Source organism: Streptomyces sp. NPDC006516 (genome assembly GCF_040611875.1).
In the GTDB taxonomy this organism is placed as follows: Bacteria; Actinomycetota; Actinomycetes; order Streptomycetales; family Streptomycetaceae; genus Streptomyces.
Window position 1 is genome coordinate 192,160 of the sequence record NZ_JBEXPD010000012.1, and the last position, 14,892, is coordinate 207,051.

The 14,892-nt window shown below is 72.6% G+C and carries 14 protein-coding genes and 1 pseudogene; 6 read left to right on the plus strand and 9 right to left on the minus strand.

Annotated elements, in window-relative coordinates; genetic code table 11:
• Positions 1-37: 37 nt before the first annotated feature.
• The 3 genes from ABZY45_RS27750 to ABZY45_RS27760 all read right to left on the minus strand — a co-directional run bounded on the left by ABZY45_RS27750 (position 38) and on the right by ABZY45_RS27760 (position 5,058).
• A complete protein-coding gene (locus ABZY45_RS27750) occupies positions 38-3,127 on the minus strand; it encodes an SMC family ATPase (RefSeq protein ID WP_356744087.1) in 3,090 nt (1,029 codons plus the stop codon).
• Positions 3,124-4,290 (minus strand): exonuclease SbcCD subunit D, encoded by a 1,167-nt coding sequence (locus ABZY45_RS27755; RefSeq protein WP_356744089.1) that lies wholly within the window; start codon positions 4,288-4,290, stop codon positions 3,124-3,126. The genes ABZY45_RS27750 and ABZY45_RS27755 overlap by 4 nt, the downstream gene beginning before the upstream one ends.
• Before the next feature lie 132 nt (positions 4,291-4,422).
• Positions 4,423-5,058, minus strand: coding sequence for a YigZ family protein (locus ABZY45_RS27760; RefSeq protein WP_356744091.1), 636 nt, complete (start codon positions 5,056-5,058; stop codon positions 4,423-4,425).
• A gap of 81 nt (positions 5,059-5,139) precedes the next feature.
• Between ABZY45_RS27760 and ABZY45_RS27765 the strand changes: the two genes are divergently transcribed.
• Positions 5,140-5,556 carry a CoA-binding protein gene (locus ABZY45_RS27765; protein ID WP_356744093.1) on the plus strand — a complete coding sequence of 139 codons (417 nt, stop codon included), beginning with the start codon at positions 5,140-5,142 and terminating at the stop codon, positions 5,554-5,556.
• A 98-nt stretch (positions 5,557-5,654) separates the two neighbouring features.
• Complete coding sequence (locus ABZY45_RS27770; RefSeq protein WP_356744095.1) at positions 5,655-6,467, plus strand: AAC(3) family N-acetyltransferase; 813 nt, start codon at positions 5,655-5,657, stop codon at positions 6,465-6,467.
• Positions 6,468-6,620: 153 nt separating this feature from the next.
• On the opposite strand, the gene ABZY45_RS27775 is transcribed toward ABZY45_RS27770, so the two are convergent.
• Both ABZY45_RS27775 and ABZY45_RS27780 read right to left on the minus strand, forming a co-directional pair.
• Positions 6,621-7,175, minus strand: coding sequence for a YbaK/EbsC family protein (locus tag ABZY45_RS27775; RefSeq protein WP_356744097.1), 555 nt, complete (start codon positions 7,173-7,175; stop codon positions 6,621-6,623).
• 30 nt (positions 7,176-7,205) lie between these two features.
• Positions 7,206-7,790: an XRE family transcriptional regulator gene (locus ABZY45_RS27780; RefSeq protein WP_356744099.1), complete on the minus strand. Its 585-nt coding sequence runs from the start codon at positions 7,788-7,790 to the stop codon at positions 7,206-7,208.
• A 92-nt stretch (positions 7,791-7,882) separates the two neighbouring features.
• On the opposite strand from ABZY45_RS27780, the gene ABZY45_RS27785 reads away from it, so the two are divergent.
• On the plus strand, positions 7,883-8,749 hold the full coding sequence (locus tag ABZY45_RS27785; RefSeq protein WP_356744101.1) for a DMT family transporter: 867 nt from the start codon (positions 7,883-7,885) through the stop codon (positions 8,747-8,749).
• Between the two features lie 34 nt (positions 8,750-8,783).
• On the opposite strand, the gene ABZY45_RS27790 is transcribed toward ABZY45_RS27785, so the two are convergent.
• A complete protein-coding gene (locus ABZY45_RS27790; protein WP_356744103.1) occupies positions 8,784-9,536 on the minus strand; it encodes an acyltransferase in 753 nt (250 codons plus the stop codon).
• Positions 9,537-9,681: 145 nt separating this feature from the next.
• On the opposite strand from ABZY45_RS27790, the gene ABZY45_RS27795 reads away from it, so the two are divergent.
• A complete protein-coding gene (locus ABZY45_RS27795; RefSeq protein ID WP_356744105.1) occupies positions 9,682-10,212 on the plus strand; it encodes a gamma carbonic anhydrase family protein in 531 nt (176 codons plus the stop codon).
• An 88-nt stretch (positions 10,213-10,300) separates the two neighbouring features.
• On the opposite strand, the gene ABZY45_RS27800 is transcribed toward ABZY45_RS27795, so the two are convergent.
• On the minus strand, positions 10,301-10,963 hold the full coding sequence (locus ABZY45_RS27800; RefSeq protein WP_356744107.1) for a DedA family protein: 663 nt from the start codon (positions 10,961-10,963) through the stop codon (positions 10,301-10,303).
• Positions 10,964-11,140: 177 nt separating this feature from the next.
• Positions 11,141-11,531 (minus strand): annotated as a pseudogene (locus ABZY45_RS27805) (DUF4442 domain-containing protein).
• A 110-nt stretch (positions 11,532-11,641) separates the two neighbouring features.
• Between ABZY45_RS27805 and ABZY45_RS27810 the strand changes: the two are divergent.
• Positions 11,642-12,676: a hypothetical protein gene (locus tag ABZY45_RS27810; RefSeq protein WP_356744109.1), complete on the plus strand. Its 1,035-nt coding sequence runs from the start codon at positions 11,642-11,644 to the stop codon at positions 12,674-12,676.
• A gap of 66 nt (positions 12,677-12,742) precedes the next feature.
• The gene (locus ABZY45_RS27815) at positions 12,743-14,050 is read left to right on the plus strand and encodes an MFS transporter (RefSeq protein ID WP_356744111.1); all 1,308 of its coding nucleotides are present in this window, start codon (positions 12,743-12,745) and stop codon (positions 14,048-14,050) included.
• On the opposite strand, the gene ABZY45_RS27820 is transcribed toward ABZY45_RS27815, so the two are convergent.
• Positions 14,012-14,857, minus strand: coding sequence for a fused MFS/spermidine synthase (locus ABZY45_RS27820; RefSeq protein ID WP_356744113.1), 846 nt, complete (start codon positions 14,855-14,857; stop codon positions 14,012-14,014). The two genes, ABZY45_RS27815 and ABZY45_RS27820, sit on opposite strands and share 39 nt — an antisense overlap.
• Positions 14,858-14,892 lie beyond the last annotated feature (35 nt).

The following is a 14,892-nucleotide window of genomic DNA, read 5'->3' on the forward strand; positions in this document are numbered from 1 at the left end:
GCCGCCGCTCCGGCCCCTGCCGGGGCTCGAAGCCCGGTCAGCCGCTGAGCGTGCCGGAGACCCGATGGCGGACCGCGGAGCCGTGACGCTCCTTCACCACTTCGAGCTGGGCGGGAATGCGCCGGCGCAGATCGCCCACGTGGCTGACGATGCCGACGCTGCGGTCGCGTTCGCGCAATGAGTCCAGGACGTCGAGGACCTCGTCCAGCGTCTGGTCGTCGAGGCTCCCGAATCCCTCGTCGATGAACAGGGTGTCCAGGCGTACGCCGCCCGCCTCGTCCGTCACCACGTCGGCGAGACCGAGTGCCAGCGCCAGGGAGGCGAAGAAGGTCTCGCCGCCGGAGAGGGTGGCCGTGTCGCGTTCTCGCCCCGTCCAGGAGTCGACCACGTGCAGGCCGAGGCCCGCCCTGCGCCCTCCGCTGCGCTCGTCGGAGTGGACCAGGGTGTAGCGGCCCGAGGACATCCGCTGGAGGCGGGCCGTCGCGGCGGCGGCGACCTGTTCGAGCCTGGCCGCCAGCACGTATGCCTCCAGCCTCATCTTGCGCTCGTTGTCGGCCGAGGTCCCCGCGGTCAGACCGGCGAGGCGGGCCACCCTCTCGTATTCCTGGCGCAGTGGCCCGAGTGCGCGTACGTCGTCCTCGACGCGGCGGGACAGCCGGTCGAGCTCCGCGCCACGTTCACGCGCTGCCGAGTGCGCGGCGGCGCTGTCCCGCAGCACCTGCACGGACTGTTCGTACGCCGCCTGTGCGGCGTCCGGCGTGGCGGGCGGGCGGGCTGCCGCGTCCCTGGCGTCGGCCTCGGCCAGCCGGTCGGCGATGGTGGCGGCCTCCGTCTGCCAGGCGTCGATCCGGTGCTGGAGCTCCCGCTGTGCCGTTTCGCCGAGGAGCTTCGCCGCTGCGGCCTGCGGAGTGTCGAATCCCGCCCGGAAGGCGGCGTCCGCCAGCCTGCCGTCGGCCTCCTTGAGCCGCCGGGCGGCGCTCTGCTCGTCGCGCAGCGCCTCTGCCGCACCCGCCAGCAGCCCGGCACGCTGTTCCAGCAGACGCGCGTGCGCGGCGACGGACCCGCCGGCGCCGCGTGCCTTCGCGAGTTCGGCTTCCAGTGCCGCCTGCTCGCGGTCGAGCGCTTCGCGCTGCGAGGTGCGGGCAGCCGCCCGCCGCTCCGCCTGCTGCCGGTCCTCGATCCGGCCGAGGTGCTCACGTTCGGCGACGGCGAGTGCTTCCCTGGCCGCGTGTGTGCCGGCGGCGAGGCGGTGCGCGTCGGCGTGCTCCCGGGCCAGCCGGTCGGCGATCTCCTGGAGCGCGGCCACCGAAGCGAGTCCGTGCCCCTCCGGGGCGAGCGCACCGGCGCCGTCCTCCGCCCCGCCGGATCCGGGAACGCCGGCGAGCTCCTGTGGGTCCTCGGCCTCGGCACGGGCCGCCGCCAGGCGCTCCCGCAGCACGCCGAGTTCCGCCTCGGCCTCCGCGCGCGCCTGGCCTGCTCGCTGATGGGCGGCGAGGGCCGCCTCCTCGGTGGCCCGGTCCACATGGCCGTCCTCGGCCCGGGCGGGTTCCGGGTGCTCGGCGGAGCCGCACACCGCGCAGGCGACGCCGTCGACCAGAGCACCGGCCAGTTCCGCCGCGATGCCGCGCAGCCGCTGCTCCCGCAGTCCCAGCCACTTCTCGTGTGCGGCTGCCGCGCGCTCACGCGCCGCGGTCAACCCCGCAGCGGCGGCCTCCTCCTGCGCGGAGAGGGCGTCGCGCCGCCGCGCCGCGTCCAGCCTCCTGCGCGCCGGGCCGAGCCGGCCGGCCAGCTGCTCCGCCAGGGTCGCCGCGTCCTGCGCCGCCTCGATGCGCGCCCTGAGTCCGCGGTGTGTCGCGTCCCAGCCCGCCAGCCAGGTCTCCGCCTCCTGGATCAGCTCGTCATCGGCACGCGACTGCCTGTCCAGACCGGCCCGTTCGGCGTCGATGTCCTTGCTGCGCTGTTCCGCACGGCGCGCGGCGTCGAGGGCGCCCAGTTCCGCCCTGATCGCTCGTTCCCTCTCGGCAAGCTGCTCGAATCCCGCGTCCGCCAGCTCGGGCGGCAGCCCGGCGAGGGAGCGCTCGCGGGCGACGACGGCCGTGCGGTGGGCGCGCTCCGCCTCGTCCCGCAGCTCGAGTGCGGGCGCGACCAGATCCGCCTTGCGCGCGCGGGCCAGTTGCTCGTGGCACCGGTCGCGTTCCGCACGGCGCTCCTCCAGGCCCGCGGCACGGCGCCGGGTCTCCTCGTACCGCTGCTGGAGCCGGGCGAGTTCGCGCTCGGCTTCGACGGCGTGGCGAGCGACGGCGTTCCGGCCCTCGGCCTCGGCCAGGACGCACTGCGCGATGTCGAGGCGCTCGCGGGCCCCGCTGCGGGCGACGGCCGCCCACCGCAGGACACCGTCGGCCAGCCCGGGCTCGCCGGGGCGCTCCCCGGGCTGCGGCATCTCGTCCGCCGCCGGGCCGGCTGCCTGCGCGATGCGCTGGGCGAGGGCGAGGATCTGCTCGTCCGCCGCCTTGACGCGGGCCTCCGCGGTCCGGCGCAGCTCGGCCAGGCGTTCCTCGACGGCGGCGAACCTGCGGGTGTCGAAGAGCCTGCCGAGCAGCTTGCCACGCGCCTCGGCGTCGGCGCGCAGAAATCGTGCGAAGTCGCCCTGCGGCAGCAGCACCACCTGGCAGAACTGGTCCCGGCTCATGCCGATGAGGCCGCCGATCTCCTCACCGATCTCCTGGTGGGAGCGGCTCAGCGCCTTCCAGCCGTGTTCCGGGTCGTACTCGCGCAGCCAGCTCTGCGCCTTCTCCGTGGTGAAGCCGCCGCCCCGCTTCTTGGGCCGGGGCTGGGCGGGCCGCCTGGTGATCTCCAGCCTGCGTCCCCCCACGGTCAGCTCCAGGCACACCTCGGTCGGCCGGTCCACGGCGGCGTGGTCGCTGCGCAGAGAGGTGCCGGGGCTCTGCCGTGCGCCGGGCACCGCTCCGTACAGGCCGTAGCAGACGGCGTCGAGCACCGAGGTCTTGCCCGCGCCCGTAGGTCCGTGCAGCAGGAAGATCCCGGCGGAGGAGAGCGCGTCGAAGTCGACCTCCTGGGTGCCACCGAAGGGCCCGAAGGCGGTCAGGGTGAGCTTGTGCAGCCTCAACGGGACACCTCGTCCACCGCGTCGTCGACGCGTACGTCGTCGAAGGCGGCACGCAGCACCGCCCGCTCCTGTGTGCTGGGGCCGCTTCCACCGCGTACATGGGCCACGAAGTCCTCCGCGATCTGGTGGTCGTCCCTGCCCTTGAGCCGCTGGGCGTACGAGGCGGAGGGGTCCTCGGGGGCGCGCTCGGGCTCGAAGACCAGGCTCAGGGTATGGGGGAAGCGTTCGAGCAGCCGGGCCATCGGGTCGTCCGGCCGGACGGGATCGGTGAGGGTCGCCTCGACCCAGGAGTCCCGGTGACGTTCGGCGGCGGGGTCCTCCAGGAGCGTACCGAGGCGTCCCCTGAGGCGTGCGAGCGGACGCGGTACCGGGCAGTCGACGCGTTCTGCCACGAGGTCCCCTCCCGCGCCGAGGTCGATCAGCCACATGGTCTTGCGGTGGGTGTGCTCGGAGAAGGAGTAGGCGAGAGGGGAGCCCGAGTAACGGACGCGTTCCGTGACCGTCTGGCAGCCGTGCAGATGGCCGAGCGCCGCGTAGTCGACGCCGCCGAAGACTCCGGCGGGGACGGCCGCGACGCCGCCGACGGTGATGTCGCGTTCGCTGTCGCTGGGTTCACCGCCGGCCACGAACGCATGGGCGAGGACCACCGAGCGGGTGCCTCCGGGGCGGGAGGCGAGATCGGCACGCACCCGGTCCATGGCCGCCGTGAGGACCGCCTCGTGCCCCGCCTTCGACGCGCCCAGGGTGTCCTTGACGAGGGCGGGTTCGAGGTAGGGCAGCCCGTAGAAAGCCACGTCACCGTGGGTGTCGTGCAGCACGACCGGGGTGGCGCAGTCATGGGGGTCGGTACGCAGATGGATACCGGCCCGCGCGATCAGCCCGGCACCGACGCCCAGCCTGCGGGCCGAGTCGTGGTTCCCGGAGATCATGACGGTCGGAACACCGGCCGCTGCGAGCCGGTGCAGTGCGTCGTCGAACAACTGGACGGCCGACAGCGGCGGCACCGCCCGGTCGTAGACGTCGCCGGCCACGACGACCACGTCGACCGCCTGCTCCCGCACCGTCTCCACGAGGTGGTCGAGACAGGCGGCCTGGGCGTCGAGCATGGGGACGCGGTGGAAGGACCGCCCCAGGTGCCAGTCCGAGGTGTGCAGAATCCTCACGACATCACTCCGACGGCTACGACCGGCATGTTCCACTTCCTCCGCCCCCAGGACCACACAGGTCCGGCACTCCGCCCGCCCTGGATTCCGCTGCGGACCGGACCACGCTAATGCCGCGGGGCCCCGGATCCCTCATCGGCCCCGGACGTCCCCGTACGCCTCGCCACCCAGTTCGAGTGTCGCGGCACCCGCCGTGGCGTCCGCCAGCCAGCTCCTGAACCCGTCCACGTCGGAGTCCGGCAACCCGATCCCGATGGTCACGGCCTCGGCGTACGACACCTCACGCACATCCACACCGGTGGCGCGCAGATCGTTCTCCAGCTTGCCCGCCCGCTGGTGGTCGACGGTGACGGTGGCGAGCCTGAAGCGCCTGCGGGTGGTCGTACCCAGCGCGTCCAGCGCCTCCCCGACCGCTCCGCCGTACGCCCTGATCAGGCCGCCGGCTCCGAGCTTGACGCCGCCGAAATAGCGGGTGACGACGGCGACGACGTACCGCGTCTCGCGGCGCAGGAGCATCTGGAGCATGGGGACACCCGCCGTCCCGCCGGGCTCCCCGTCGTCCCCGGCCTTCTGTACGGAGGCGTCGGCGCCGATCACATAGGCGAAACAGTTGTGGTTGGCGGTGGGGTGCTCCCTGCGGACACGGGCGACGAAGTCCTGCGCCTCCTGCTCGGTGGCGGCGGGGGCCAGCGCGCAGAGGAAGCGTGATCGGTTGACCTCGGTCTCGTGCACGCCCGCGCGGGCGACTGTCCGGTACTGCTCCTGCATCGCCCCAGCCTATGCGCCGGCGCGACGGCACATTCACCCTCCCGTGGGGAATGTGCCGGGCGGGCCGTCCGTTGTCCGGGCATGTACGCAGACGACGAGACGGTCCGCAGGATTCTTCTGGACTCGGGCGACACCTGGGCGGTGGTCGGCCTGTCGGGCAATCGCTCCCGCGCGGCCTACGGGGTGGCCGGGGTGCTCAAAGCCTTCGGCAAGAAGGTGGTGCCGGTCCACCCCAAGGCGGAGACGGTCCACGGCGAGAAGGGTTACGCCTCTCTGGCGGACATACCCTTCCCCGTCGACGTGGTGGACGTCTTCGTCAACAGCGCCCTGGCGGGGGCCGTCGCGGACGAGGCGGTGGCGGCCGGGGCCAAGGCGGTCTGGTTCCAGCTCGGAGTGATCGACGAGGAGGCGTACGCGCGCACCCGCGGGGCAGGGCTCGACATGGTCATGGACCGTTGCCCGGCGATCGAGATTCCCCGGCTGGGCAGCCGCGCCTGACCGGAGGAGGGCCGGTCCCGGCGGACCACCCTCCGCGCGCGTCACCGCCGCACCCTGTCCTGAAGGTGTGGTGTCACGGTGCCTCCCCGGCAGGGACAATGTGCGCTGTGACACAGCATCTCCTGAGGCCCGGTGCGCGCACCGTCACCCAGCTGGACGGCCTGGGCGTCCGGCGGGGCGGCGTCCTGCTGGTGCATGCCTCGATGCGTTCCGCGGGTGGTGACGCCGGCGACCTGGCCGCCGCCCTTCGACGGGCACTGGGGCCGGAAGGGACCTTGGTCGTCCCGGCCTTCACCCCGGAGAATTCGGACACCTCCCGCTCCTACCTCGACCGTGTCCGGGGCCTGAGTGAGCAGGCGCGCGCCGCCGTGCGGGCGGCGATGCCCCCGTTCGACGCGGCGACATCGCCCGCCCACGCGATGGGCGTGCTCGCCGAGACGGTGCGGCGGACGCCGGGCGCGCTCCGCAGCGGCCACCCCCAGACCTCCTTCGCCGCGATCGGCCCGGCGGCCCGGGCGCTGCTCCGCGACCACCGGCACGACTGCCATCTGGGCGAGGACTCCCCCCTGGCCCGGCTGTACGAAGCCGACGCGCAGGTCCTGCTGCTGGGCACCGGTTTCGAGAGCTGCACGGCCTTCCACCTGGCGGAGTACCGCGTTCCCGCCCCGGCCCGGCGTCGTTACCGCTGTGTGGTGGCCTCGGAGGGCACGCGCCGCTGGTGGGAGTACGAGGACATCGAGCTGGACGACGGCGACTTCGCCGCCCTGGGAACCGACTTCGTCCGCCGCATGCCCGCAGGATCGGTACGCACGGGTCCGGTGGCTTCGGCGCCGAGCCGGCTGTTCGGCTTCCGCGCTGCGGTGGACTTCGCCACAGGATGGTTCAAGGACCATCGGCCCGGCGGTAGTTGAGCAGCCCCCTCAGGGCGCCGGGTCCGCAGCCCTGCCCGTGCGCCACTCCGAGTGGCGGACCCGGCCCGCCCCGGACGGCGGGCCGGGCCTGTTCCTGAGGGCCGGCCCACGACAGACCTGACCCAGCGCGCCCTCACCGTGCGACCGCCTGGCTCAGACCCCGAGGCCCTCCACCAGGACCGCTCCCGGCAGGGCCGCCAGAGCCTTGCCCGGGACGATGAGCTTGCCGCGGCGGCGGCCACTGCCGATGAGGACCCATTCCTCGTCGGCCACCACGGGGTCGAGCAGCAGCGGCCAGGCTGCGGGGAGGCCCACAGGGGTGATCCCGCCGTACTCCATACCGGTTTCGCCGATCGCCACGTCCATCGAGGCGAAGGATGCCTTGCGGGCGCCGAGATGCCTGCGCACCGCCCCGTTCACGTCCACGCGGGCGCGCGAGAGCACCACGCACGCGGCGAGCGTGACGTCGGACCCCCGCTTGCCCGCGACCACCACGCAGTTGGCCGACCGGTTGAGCAGTTCGGGTCCGTAGTGCTCGGCGAAGACGGCCGTGTCGGCCCACTCGGGGTCGGTGTCGACGTGGACGAGCGACTCGGCGGGAACGCCGCCCCAGCCCTCCGCCACGGCCTTCGCGACAGGCGCGGGGAGCAGGTCCAGCCGCTCGGCGGCGGGAGAGGCGTCGGTGAAGGTGCCCAGGGGTGCGTGCATGCCGTCACGCTAACAGCCTCCGGCGACACCTCACTTGCCCTCTCCGCGCACGGGCGGTACCGATACGGCCATGGTCATCTCGGCCGGTTCGGTGCCGTCGTTGCGGTAGATGTGCGGCACATGCGCCTCGAACGTCGCGGAGGTCCCGGCCGGGACCTCGTGGGCCTCGCCGTCGACGACCAGGGTCAGTTCACCGGCGGTGACATGGAGGAGTTCCACCGTCCCCACGGGGTGGGGGTCGGAGGCGCTGCTGTCGCCGGGCATCAGGTGCCAGGACCAGAGTTCGATCGGTCCCCGGGCCTCCGTGCCGACGAGGAGCGTGGTCGAACTGCCGGCCTCCGTCGACCACAGCCGAACCGCCTGGCTCTCGGGCACCAACCGCACCTGGGGGCCCTGCTCGAAGTCGAGCAGGGTGGTGATGCTGATGCCCAGCGCGTCGGCGAGCTTGACGGTGGTGCCGACACTCGGGTTCGTACGCGCCTGTTCGATCTGGATGATCATGCCCCGGCTCACGCCCGCCCGGGCTGCGAGCGCGTCCAGGGTGAAGCCGCGCTCACCCCGCCAGCGCTTGAGGTTGCGCGCGAGCGACTGGGTGAGCTGATCGAGGTCAGACACGTTCCGTCCAATATCATGGATGACAGGGTTCAAAATATTGCACTACGGTGTGGTGTACCCACCCGAGCTCCCGACTGTACTGCGAGGCCCCGATGACGGCACTGTTCGCCCTGGCCACGAGCCTCCTGTGGGGCCTGGCCGATTTCGGGGGCGGAGTGCTCACCCGGCGGGTTCCCGCGCTCACCGTCGTGGTCGTGTCGCAGTGCATCGCCGCGGCGGTGCTGGGTGCCGTCGTGATCGCGACCGGCGGATGGAGCGAGGCCGGCGGACGGCTCTGGTTCGCGGTGGCGGCCGGCGCCGTCGGACCGGTGGCGATGCTCAGCTTCTACAAGGCCCTGGCCCTCGGCCCCATGGGCGTCATCTCGCCCCTCGGGTCGCTCGGGGTCGCCGTCCCGGTCGGCGTGGGCCTGATCGTGGGCGAGCGGCCCGGCCTGCTCCAGGCCGCGGGGGTGGCGGTCGCCGTCCTGGGCGTCGTACTGGCCGGCGGCCCGCAGTCGCGCGGAGCGCGGGTGCGGCGCCAGGCGGTCTTGCTGACCCTGCTGGCCGCCTTCGGGTTCGGGGCCGTCATGGCCCTGATCGCCGAGGCGTCCACGACGGTGACGGCGCTCTTCCTCGCCCTGTTCGTCCAGCGCGTCACGAACATCGCGGTGGGCGGAACGGCGCTGTACCTCTCGGTGCGCCGGGGCGGCCACGCGCTCCCCGAGGAGGGAGGAGCCCTCGCGGTCCGGGCCGCGCTGCCCGCGCTTGCCTTCGTGGGCCTCGCCGACGTGGCGGCCAACGGCATGTACGCGGTGGCCGCGCAGCACGGCCCTGTCACCGTGGCCGCCGTCCTGGCGTCCTTGTATCCGGTGGTGACGGCGCTGGCCGCGCGGGGCGTACTGGGCGAGCGGATGCGCGGAATCCAGGCGGCGGGCGCCGGTCTGGCCCTGATCGGAACGGTTCTGCTGGCGACGGGCTGAGGGCTGCCTCCCACCGGTCGCGGAGGGCGGGCTGTCAGGCCCTGTCGGCCGGTTCCTCCGGGAGCAGCGCGACGGCGGCCAGTTGTTCCGGCGTGACCCCTTCGGGGATCGGTACGGGCGCGGGCGTGCGCAGCGGCGGCTGCCAGCCCTCCTCCGGGTCCCAGCTGCGCACGACGCGGGCCGGCGCCCCCGCCACCACCGCGTGGTCGGGTACCTCGCCGCGCACGACAGCCCCTGCCGCGACCACGACGTTGCGCCCGAGCGTGGCCCCCGGGAGGATCACGGCGCCGGTGCCGATCCAGCACCCGGGTCCGATCACCACGGGCTCCATGCGGGGCCACTGTTTGCCGACCGGCTCGTGGGGATCGTCGTAACTGTGATTGGTCGACGTGATGTAGACGTACGGACCGCAGTACGTGTGCGAACCGATCGTCACCGTCGTGTCGGCGATGACATGGCTGCCCCTTCCCAGCACCACCCCGTCACCCAGGGTCAGGATGGGCTCGGATCCGAGGTCCAGATCGGGCATCAGGCCCGCCGTGAGGGTGACCTGTTCCCCGATGACGCAGTGATCGCCCAACTCGATCCACGGCTCCCCGAACACCGTGCCCTGCGGGAAGGCGAGCCGGGTCCCGGTGCCGATGCGGCCGAATCGCAGACCCCCCGGATGCTGCGCGGTGACGGCCCCGGTCTCCTGCACCCAGGCCCAGACGCGGTGGACGGCGCGGGACATGACACCACGCCGCCGGAGGGTCAGGGAGGAGAACATGTTTCGGTTCTTCGGCACCCGCTCACGGTAGTCGGCCCCGTCACGGCGGGCCCGCGCGGCCGGCTGTGATGTTCACCCCACCTGACCGGGCCCGGGAGACGGTCGATTAGGTTCGTCCGGAGCGCGGGACGCCGCGCACCACATCACACCGGAGGAGCAGGCGATGGCAGAGCAGGCATTGGTCACCGGCATCGGCGGCAAGGAGCCGGACGTCGATCCGGACGCCTTTCTCGCGCCGACGTCCGTCGTCATCGGTGAGGTCTCACTGGCCGCGGGCGCGAGCGTCTGGTACCAGGCCGTGCTGCGCGCCGACTGCGGCCCGATCTCCCTCGGTCCCGACAGCAACATCCAGGACAACTGCAGCGTGCACACCGACCCCGGCTTCCCGCTGACCGTGGGCGCACGGGTCTCGGTCGGGCACAACGCCGTCCTGCACGGCTGCGTCATCGAGGACGACGTCCTCGTGGGCATGGGCGCCACCGTGCTCAACGGCGCACACATCGGAGCGGGTTCACTGATCGCGGCGCAGGCACTGGTGCCGCAGGGGATGCGGGTGCCGCCGGGTTCGCTGGTGGCCGGCGTGCCCGCCAAGGTCAAGCGGGAACTGACTGCGGAAGAGCGCGAGGGCATCGCCTTCAACGCGGCAGGTTACGTCGAGCTGGCGAAGGCGCACCGCGCGGCGCACGAGGGCTGACAGACCACTGCCGAGGGGCGCCGCCCCCGCCGGGCCGGGCGCCACGGGAGGACCGACGCGGTGGGCACGGACCGGTTCCGCACCAGGATCAGTCGGTCGCGGGAACCGCGTCCGGCTCGGCCAGCGGCGCCGGGTGGCCTGCCTGCTCCGCGGCCTTCTTGGCCCGGTTCTTCAGTACGAGCATCGAGACGAGCCCGATGAGTACGGCCGCCAGCAGCCCCAGCCACGAGAAGCGCTTGAGCCACGCCTCGGCGACGACTCCCACCGAGTAGACGACGGCGGTGGTACCGCCGGCCCAGACGATTCCGCCGAGCACGTTGGCGATGAGGAACTTCCAGTAGGGCATGCGCAGGACACCGGCCAGCGGTCCGGCGAAGATGCGGAGCAGCGCGACGAAGCGGCCGAAGAAGACCGCCCACACGCCCCACTTCTCGAAGGACCGCTCCGCCATCGCGATCTGGGGCGCCCCGAAGTGTTTCGGGAATTTGCCGCCGAGCCAGGCGAGCATCGGTCGCCCGCCCTTGCGGCCGATCGCGTACCCGATCGAGTCACCGATGATCGCCCCGGCCGACGCGCAGGCGCCGAGCACCACGGGGTCGACTTCGCCGTGCTGGGAGGCGAGGAGCGCCGAACTCACGAGGATGATCTCCCCGGGCAGCGGGATCCCCAGACTCTCGAGTCCGATGACGACCCCCACCAGGAGGTAAATACTGACCGCCGGTACGGTCTCGAGCCACTCCTGGACGTGCAACGCCGGTCCCTCCGGTTGGAAATCTGCCGCCGGGCACGACGACGGTGCCCGGCGGCAGCCTACCCCTCCGCACGGTCCGGTTGGCCGCGGCGGGTTCCGGGCCGGGGGCGCCACCGCTTCGCCCGGTTGCGCGCGGACGCGGCGGGCCGCTACCGGTAGCGCGGGACCGGACCGGAATCAGCTGTTGGGGCGCAGGGTCCAGACCACGCTCATCTCGCTCGTGACGTCGCCGTCCGCGCGGCGGATCTCGACCTTCACGGGGAACTCCGGACGCTTGCCCTCGTCGAGCTCGGCGACGACCTCGGCGGCCGGGCGGGCCAGCACCGCAGTGGCGGTGAGCTCGCCCTTGGCCACCTTCTTGAAGGCCATCTCGGTGGTGACGGGCAGCGGAACGGCCCGATGCAGCTGGTCACCGAAGGCCGCGACGACGATCGCGCCGCTCGCCGACTCGGCGAGCGTGAACATCGCGCCGAAGGAGGACAGCACGCTCCGCGGTCGTCTCCAGGTAGGTGATGCCGAGGGTCCTGACCATCGGGACGCTCGCGGACAGCATGTCGCCGACCGTCATCTCTTCAGTGCTCATGGGTACGATGTTACTAGCGAGTAGCAGGCTTTGACCATCCCCTCACAGGGGCGGCCGTAGCAGGGGGCGCCCACCCCCCTCTATGGTTACTGGCCATGTGGCCAGGACAGCAGCCGCCCGGGGGCGAGCAGAACCCGCAGGACCAGAATCAGAACCCGTACCAGCAGCCGGGGTACCAACAGCCGAATCCCTATCAGCAGCCGGGATATCAGCAGCAGGGCCAGCCTGGGCAGCCGGGCTGGCAGCACAACCCGTACCAGCAGCCGACCGTGCCGCAGTACGCCGTGCCCGGCGGGCCCGGTGGCCCGCAGCCCGACGACAAGAAGAAGACGACGGTCGTCGCGGTCGTCGCGGCGACCGCCGTCGTCGTCGCCGCTGTCGTCACCGGTGTCGTGGTCATGAACAAGGACGACAAGGGCGGGTCGACCGTGGCCGAGGAGAAGTCGTCCTCGTCACCGTCCGCCAAGCCGTCCGAGACCTCCTCGTCCCCGGCCGCGAACCCGCGGGGCGGCGAGGAGGCCGCGCCGTCGATTCCCGGCTGGAAGGTCGTGACCAACCCCAAGTGGGGCACGCAGTTCGACGTGCCCGGCGACTGGGAGGTCGCGGGCACCGGCGTGTTCGCCGGCTTCGAGGACGCGAAGAACCCGACCGGTCCGCCGGCCGCCGGCTTCTCCGCTCCGGCGTACTACAAGAGCAAGTGGTGCGTGGACGATGCCGACAAGGACGGTTCCAAGGAGGACACCGGCCTCGCGGGCGTCGGCACCAAGGGGGCGCAGGGCGCCAAGAGCACGGACGAGGCCGCCACCAACGAGGCCGCCAACTGGGTCTGGGCCGCCTACGCCCAGGAGGACCCCAAGGAGAAGGTCAAGATCGGCAAGGCCGCTCCGTACACGACCAAGTCGGGTCTCTCCGGCAGCGTCGTGACAGCCACCGCCACCGGTCTGGCCAACAAGAACAAGTGCGACACCGACGGCAAGTCGACGGCGTTCAGCTTCAAGAACGGCAAGGGCGAGTACTCGACCTGGGTCCTCTACGCCAACGCCGGTGTGGACGACGAGCTGCCGGACGCGACGATTCAGAAGATCCTCAGCACGGTACGGCTCGCGGAGGGCGCGGAAAGCACCTCCTGAGCCCTTGCGGCCGGAGCGGAGGCCGTCCATTTGGCGACAGGGGGCCGGGACGGGGATAGTCCCCTGGTGACTTCCGCCGTGTCTTCCTCCTCCCCCGCCTCCGGCCCCGCACGGGCCGGCCGCAATTTCGGTCTGCTGACCGCCGCCGCGATCATCACGAGCCTGGGTACCCATGGCGCACTGATCGCGGCGGCGTTCGCCGTTCTGGAATCGGGTGGCGACGGAGGAGACGTCGGTCTGGTGGCCGCGGCGCGCACCTTGCCGCTGGTGCTCTTCCTCCTGATCGGCGGGGCGGTCGCCGACCGGCTGCCGCGCCACAGGGTCATGGTGGCGGCGAACACGCTCAACTGCGTCTCTCAGGCGGTGTTCGCCTGGCTGGTCCTGACCGGCGGCGCCGAGCTCTGGCAGATGATGCTGCTGACGGCGCTGTGCGGCACGGGCCAGGCCTTCTTCAGTCCGGCTGCCGAGGGCATGCTGATGTCGAGCGTGACCGGGGAGCAGGCGGCCAGGGCCTTCGCGTTCTTCCGGATGTCGATGCACGGCGCGGCCATCGGCGGCGCGGCGCTCGGCGGCGCCATGATCGCGGCGATGGACCCGGGATGGGTACTGGCCGTCGACGCCGCGGCGTTCGCCGTGGCCGGTACGCTCCGTGCCTTCCTCGACGTGAGCCACATCCCCGCGCGTGCACCCGGCAGCGGTCTTCTCGCCGATCTCCGCGACGGCTGGAAGGAGGTCGCCGGGCGCCCCTGGCTCTGGGCGATCGTGCTGCAGTTCTCGGTGGTGGTGGCGGTGGTAGGAGCCGCCGAGGCGGTGTACGGCCCCCTCGTGGCCCGGGACGAGCTCGGAGGGGCCCGGCCCTGGGGGTTCGCGCTGGCCGCGTTCGGGGTGGGCACGCTGGGCGGCGCGCTGCTGATGATGCGCTGGAAGCCACGGCGGTTGCTGCTGGCAGGGACGCTCTGCGTCTTCCCGCTGGCGCTGCCGTCCGCCGGGCTCGCCGTGCCACTGCCGGTGGCCGGCCTGTGCGCGGTCATGTTCGTCACCGGGGTGGCGATCGAGGTGTTCGGCGTCTCCTGGATGACGGCGCTTCACCAGGAGATCCCGGAGGAGAAGCTGTCCCGGGTCTCCGCGTACGACTGGTTCGGCTCCGTCGCGATGGTGCCGCTGGCCACGGCGGCGGCCGGCCCGGTGGAGTCGCTCGTCGGCCGCAGCGAGGCCTTGTGGGGCTGCGCCGCGCTGATCGTCCTGGTGACCGCCGGCGTACTGCTCGTCCCGGACGTACGGAATCTGACGCGCCGCAGCACGGTGAAGGGGGCCGGCGTCCCCCCGGCCCGGGAGTCATCCGATGCTGAAGGCGCCGTCGGGAGGCTGGGGTGAGGCGACGGCCTCGCTGTCCCGCACGGGCCTCGCACTGCCGACGAGCCGGGTGAGCGACGCACCGTACTCGACCCGCGCGGGGAAGGCGTCGGCGGCGCACAGCCTGGTCAGCGAGGCGATGTCGAGGGGTGCGCGGGAGGCGACGAGCACGGCGTTTCCGAAGCGGCGGCCCCTCAGCACCGCGGGCTCGGCGATGAGCGCGAGCTCCCCGAAGACCTCGGCGAAGTTGGCGATCTGCGAGCGCAGGAAGGTGAAGGGCGCGCCGTCGGCGAGGTTGGCCGCGTAGATCCCGTCCGCCCGCAGCACCCGGCCCGCGGTCCGCGCGTACTCGACGGACGTGAGGTGCGCCGGGACCCGGGCGCCGCCGAACACGTCGGCGACCAGGAGGTCGGCGGAACCCTCCGGTGCCTGTCCGAGCCACTCCCGGGCATCGGCGCCGTGGACCGCGATCCCGGCGCCCTCGGGCAGCGGCAGGTGCTCACCGACCAATTGGACGAGTCCCCGGTCCGCCTCCACGACGTGCTGCCTGGAGCCGGGCCGGGTCGTGGCCACATAGCGCGGCAGGGTGAGCGCCCCGCCGCCGAGATGTACGGCGTCCAGCGGGGCACCCGGCGCGCCCGCCCGGTCCACGACGTGGCCGAGCCGTCGCGCGTACTCGAACTCGAGGTGCTCCGGCTCGTCGAGGTCGACGTACGACTGCGGGGCCCCGTCGACCGTGAGCAGCCAGGCCCGGTCCCGGTCGACGTCGGGCAGCAGTCTGGCGGTGCCGCAGTCGGTGTCGCGGATGACGGGTATCTGCTCGTTCACTCCCCCATTGTGACGGGCTCCGCCCCCTGTTCCGA

What these genes read in the sequence shown, in the direction of transcription:
- ABZY45_RS27760 (WP_356744091.1), bottom strand. Translation starts at nt 5,058, where the DNA reads ATGCAGGAGCAGTACCGGACAGTCGCCCGCGCGGGCGTGCACGAGACC.
- ABZY45_RS27765 (WP_356744093.1), top strand. Translation starts at nt 5,140, where the DNA reads ATGTACGCAGACGACGAGACGGTCCGCAGGATTCTTCTGGACTCGGGC.
- ABZY45_RS27770 (WP_356744095.1), top strand. Translation starts at nt 5,655, where the DNA reads ATGTGCGCTGTGACACAGCATCTCCTGAGGCCCGGTGCGCGCACCGTC.
- ABZY45_RS27775 (WP_356744097.1), bottom strand. Translation starts at nt 7,175, where the DNA reads ATGCACGCACCCCTGGGCACCTTCACCGACGCCTCTCCCGCCGCCGAG.
- ABZY45_RS27785 (WP_356744101.1), top strand. Translation starts at nt 7,883, where the DNA reads ATGACGGCACTGTTCGCCCTGGCCACGAGCCTCCTGTGGGGCCTGGCC.
- ABZY45_RS27795 (WP_356744105.1), top strand. Translation starts at nt 9,682, where the DNA reads ATGGCAGAGCAGGCATTGGTCACCGGCATCGGCGGCAAGGAGCCGGAC.
- ABZY45_RS27810 (WP_356744109.1), top strand. Translation starts at nt 11,642, where the DNA reads ATGTGGCCAGGACAGCAGCCGCCCGGGGGCGAGCAGAACCCGCAGGAC.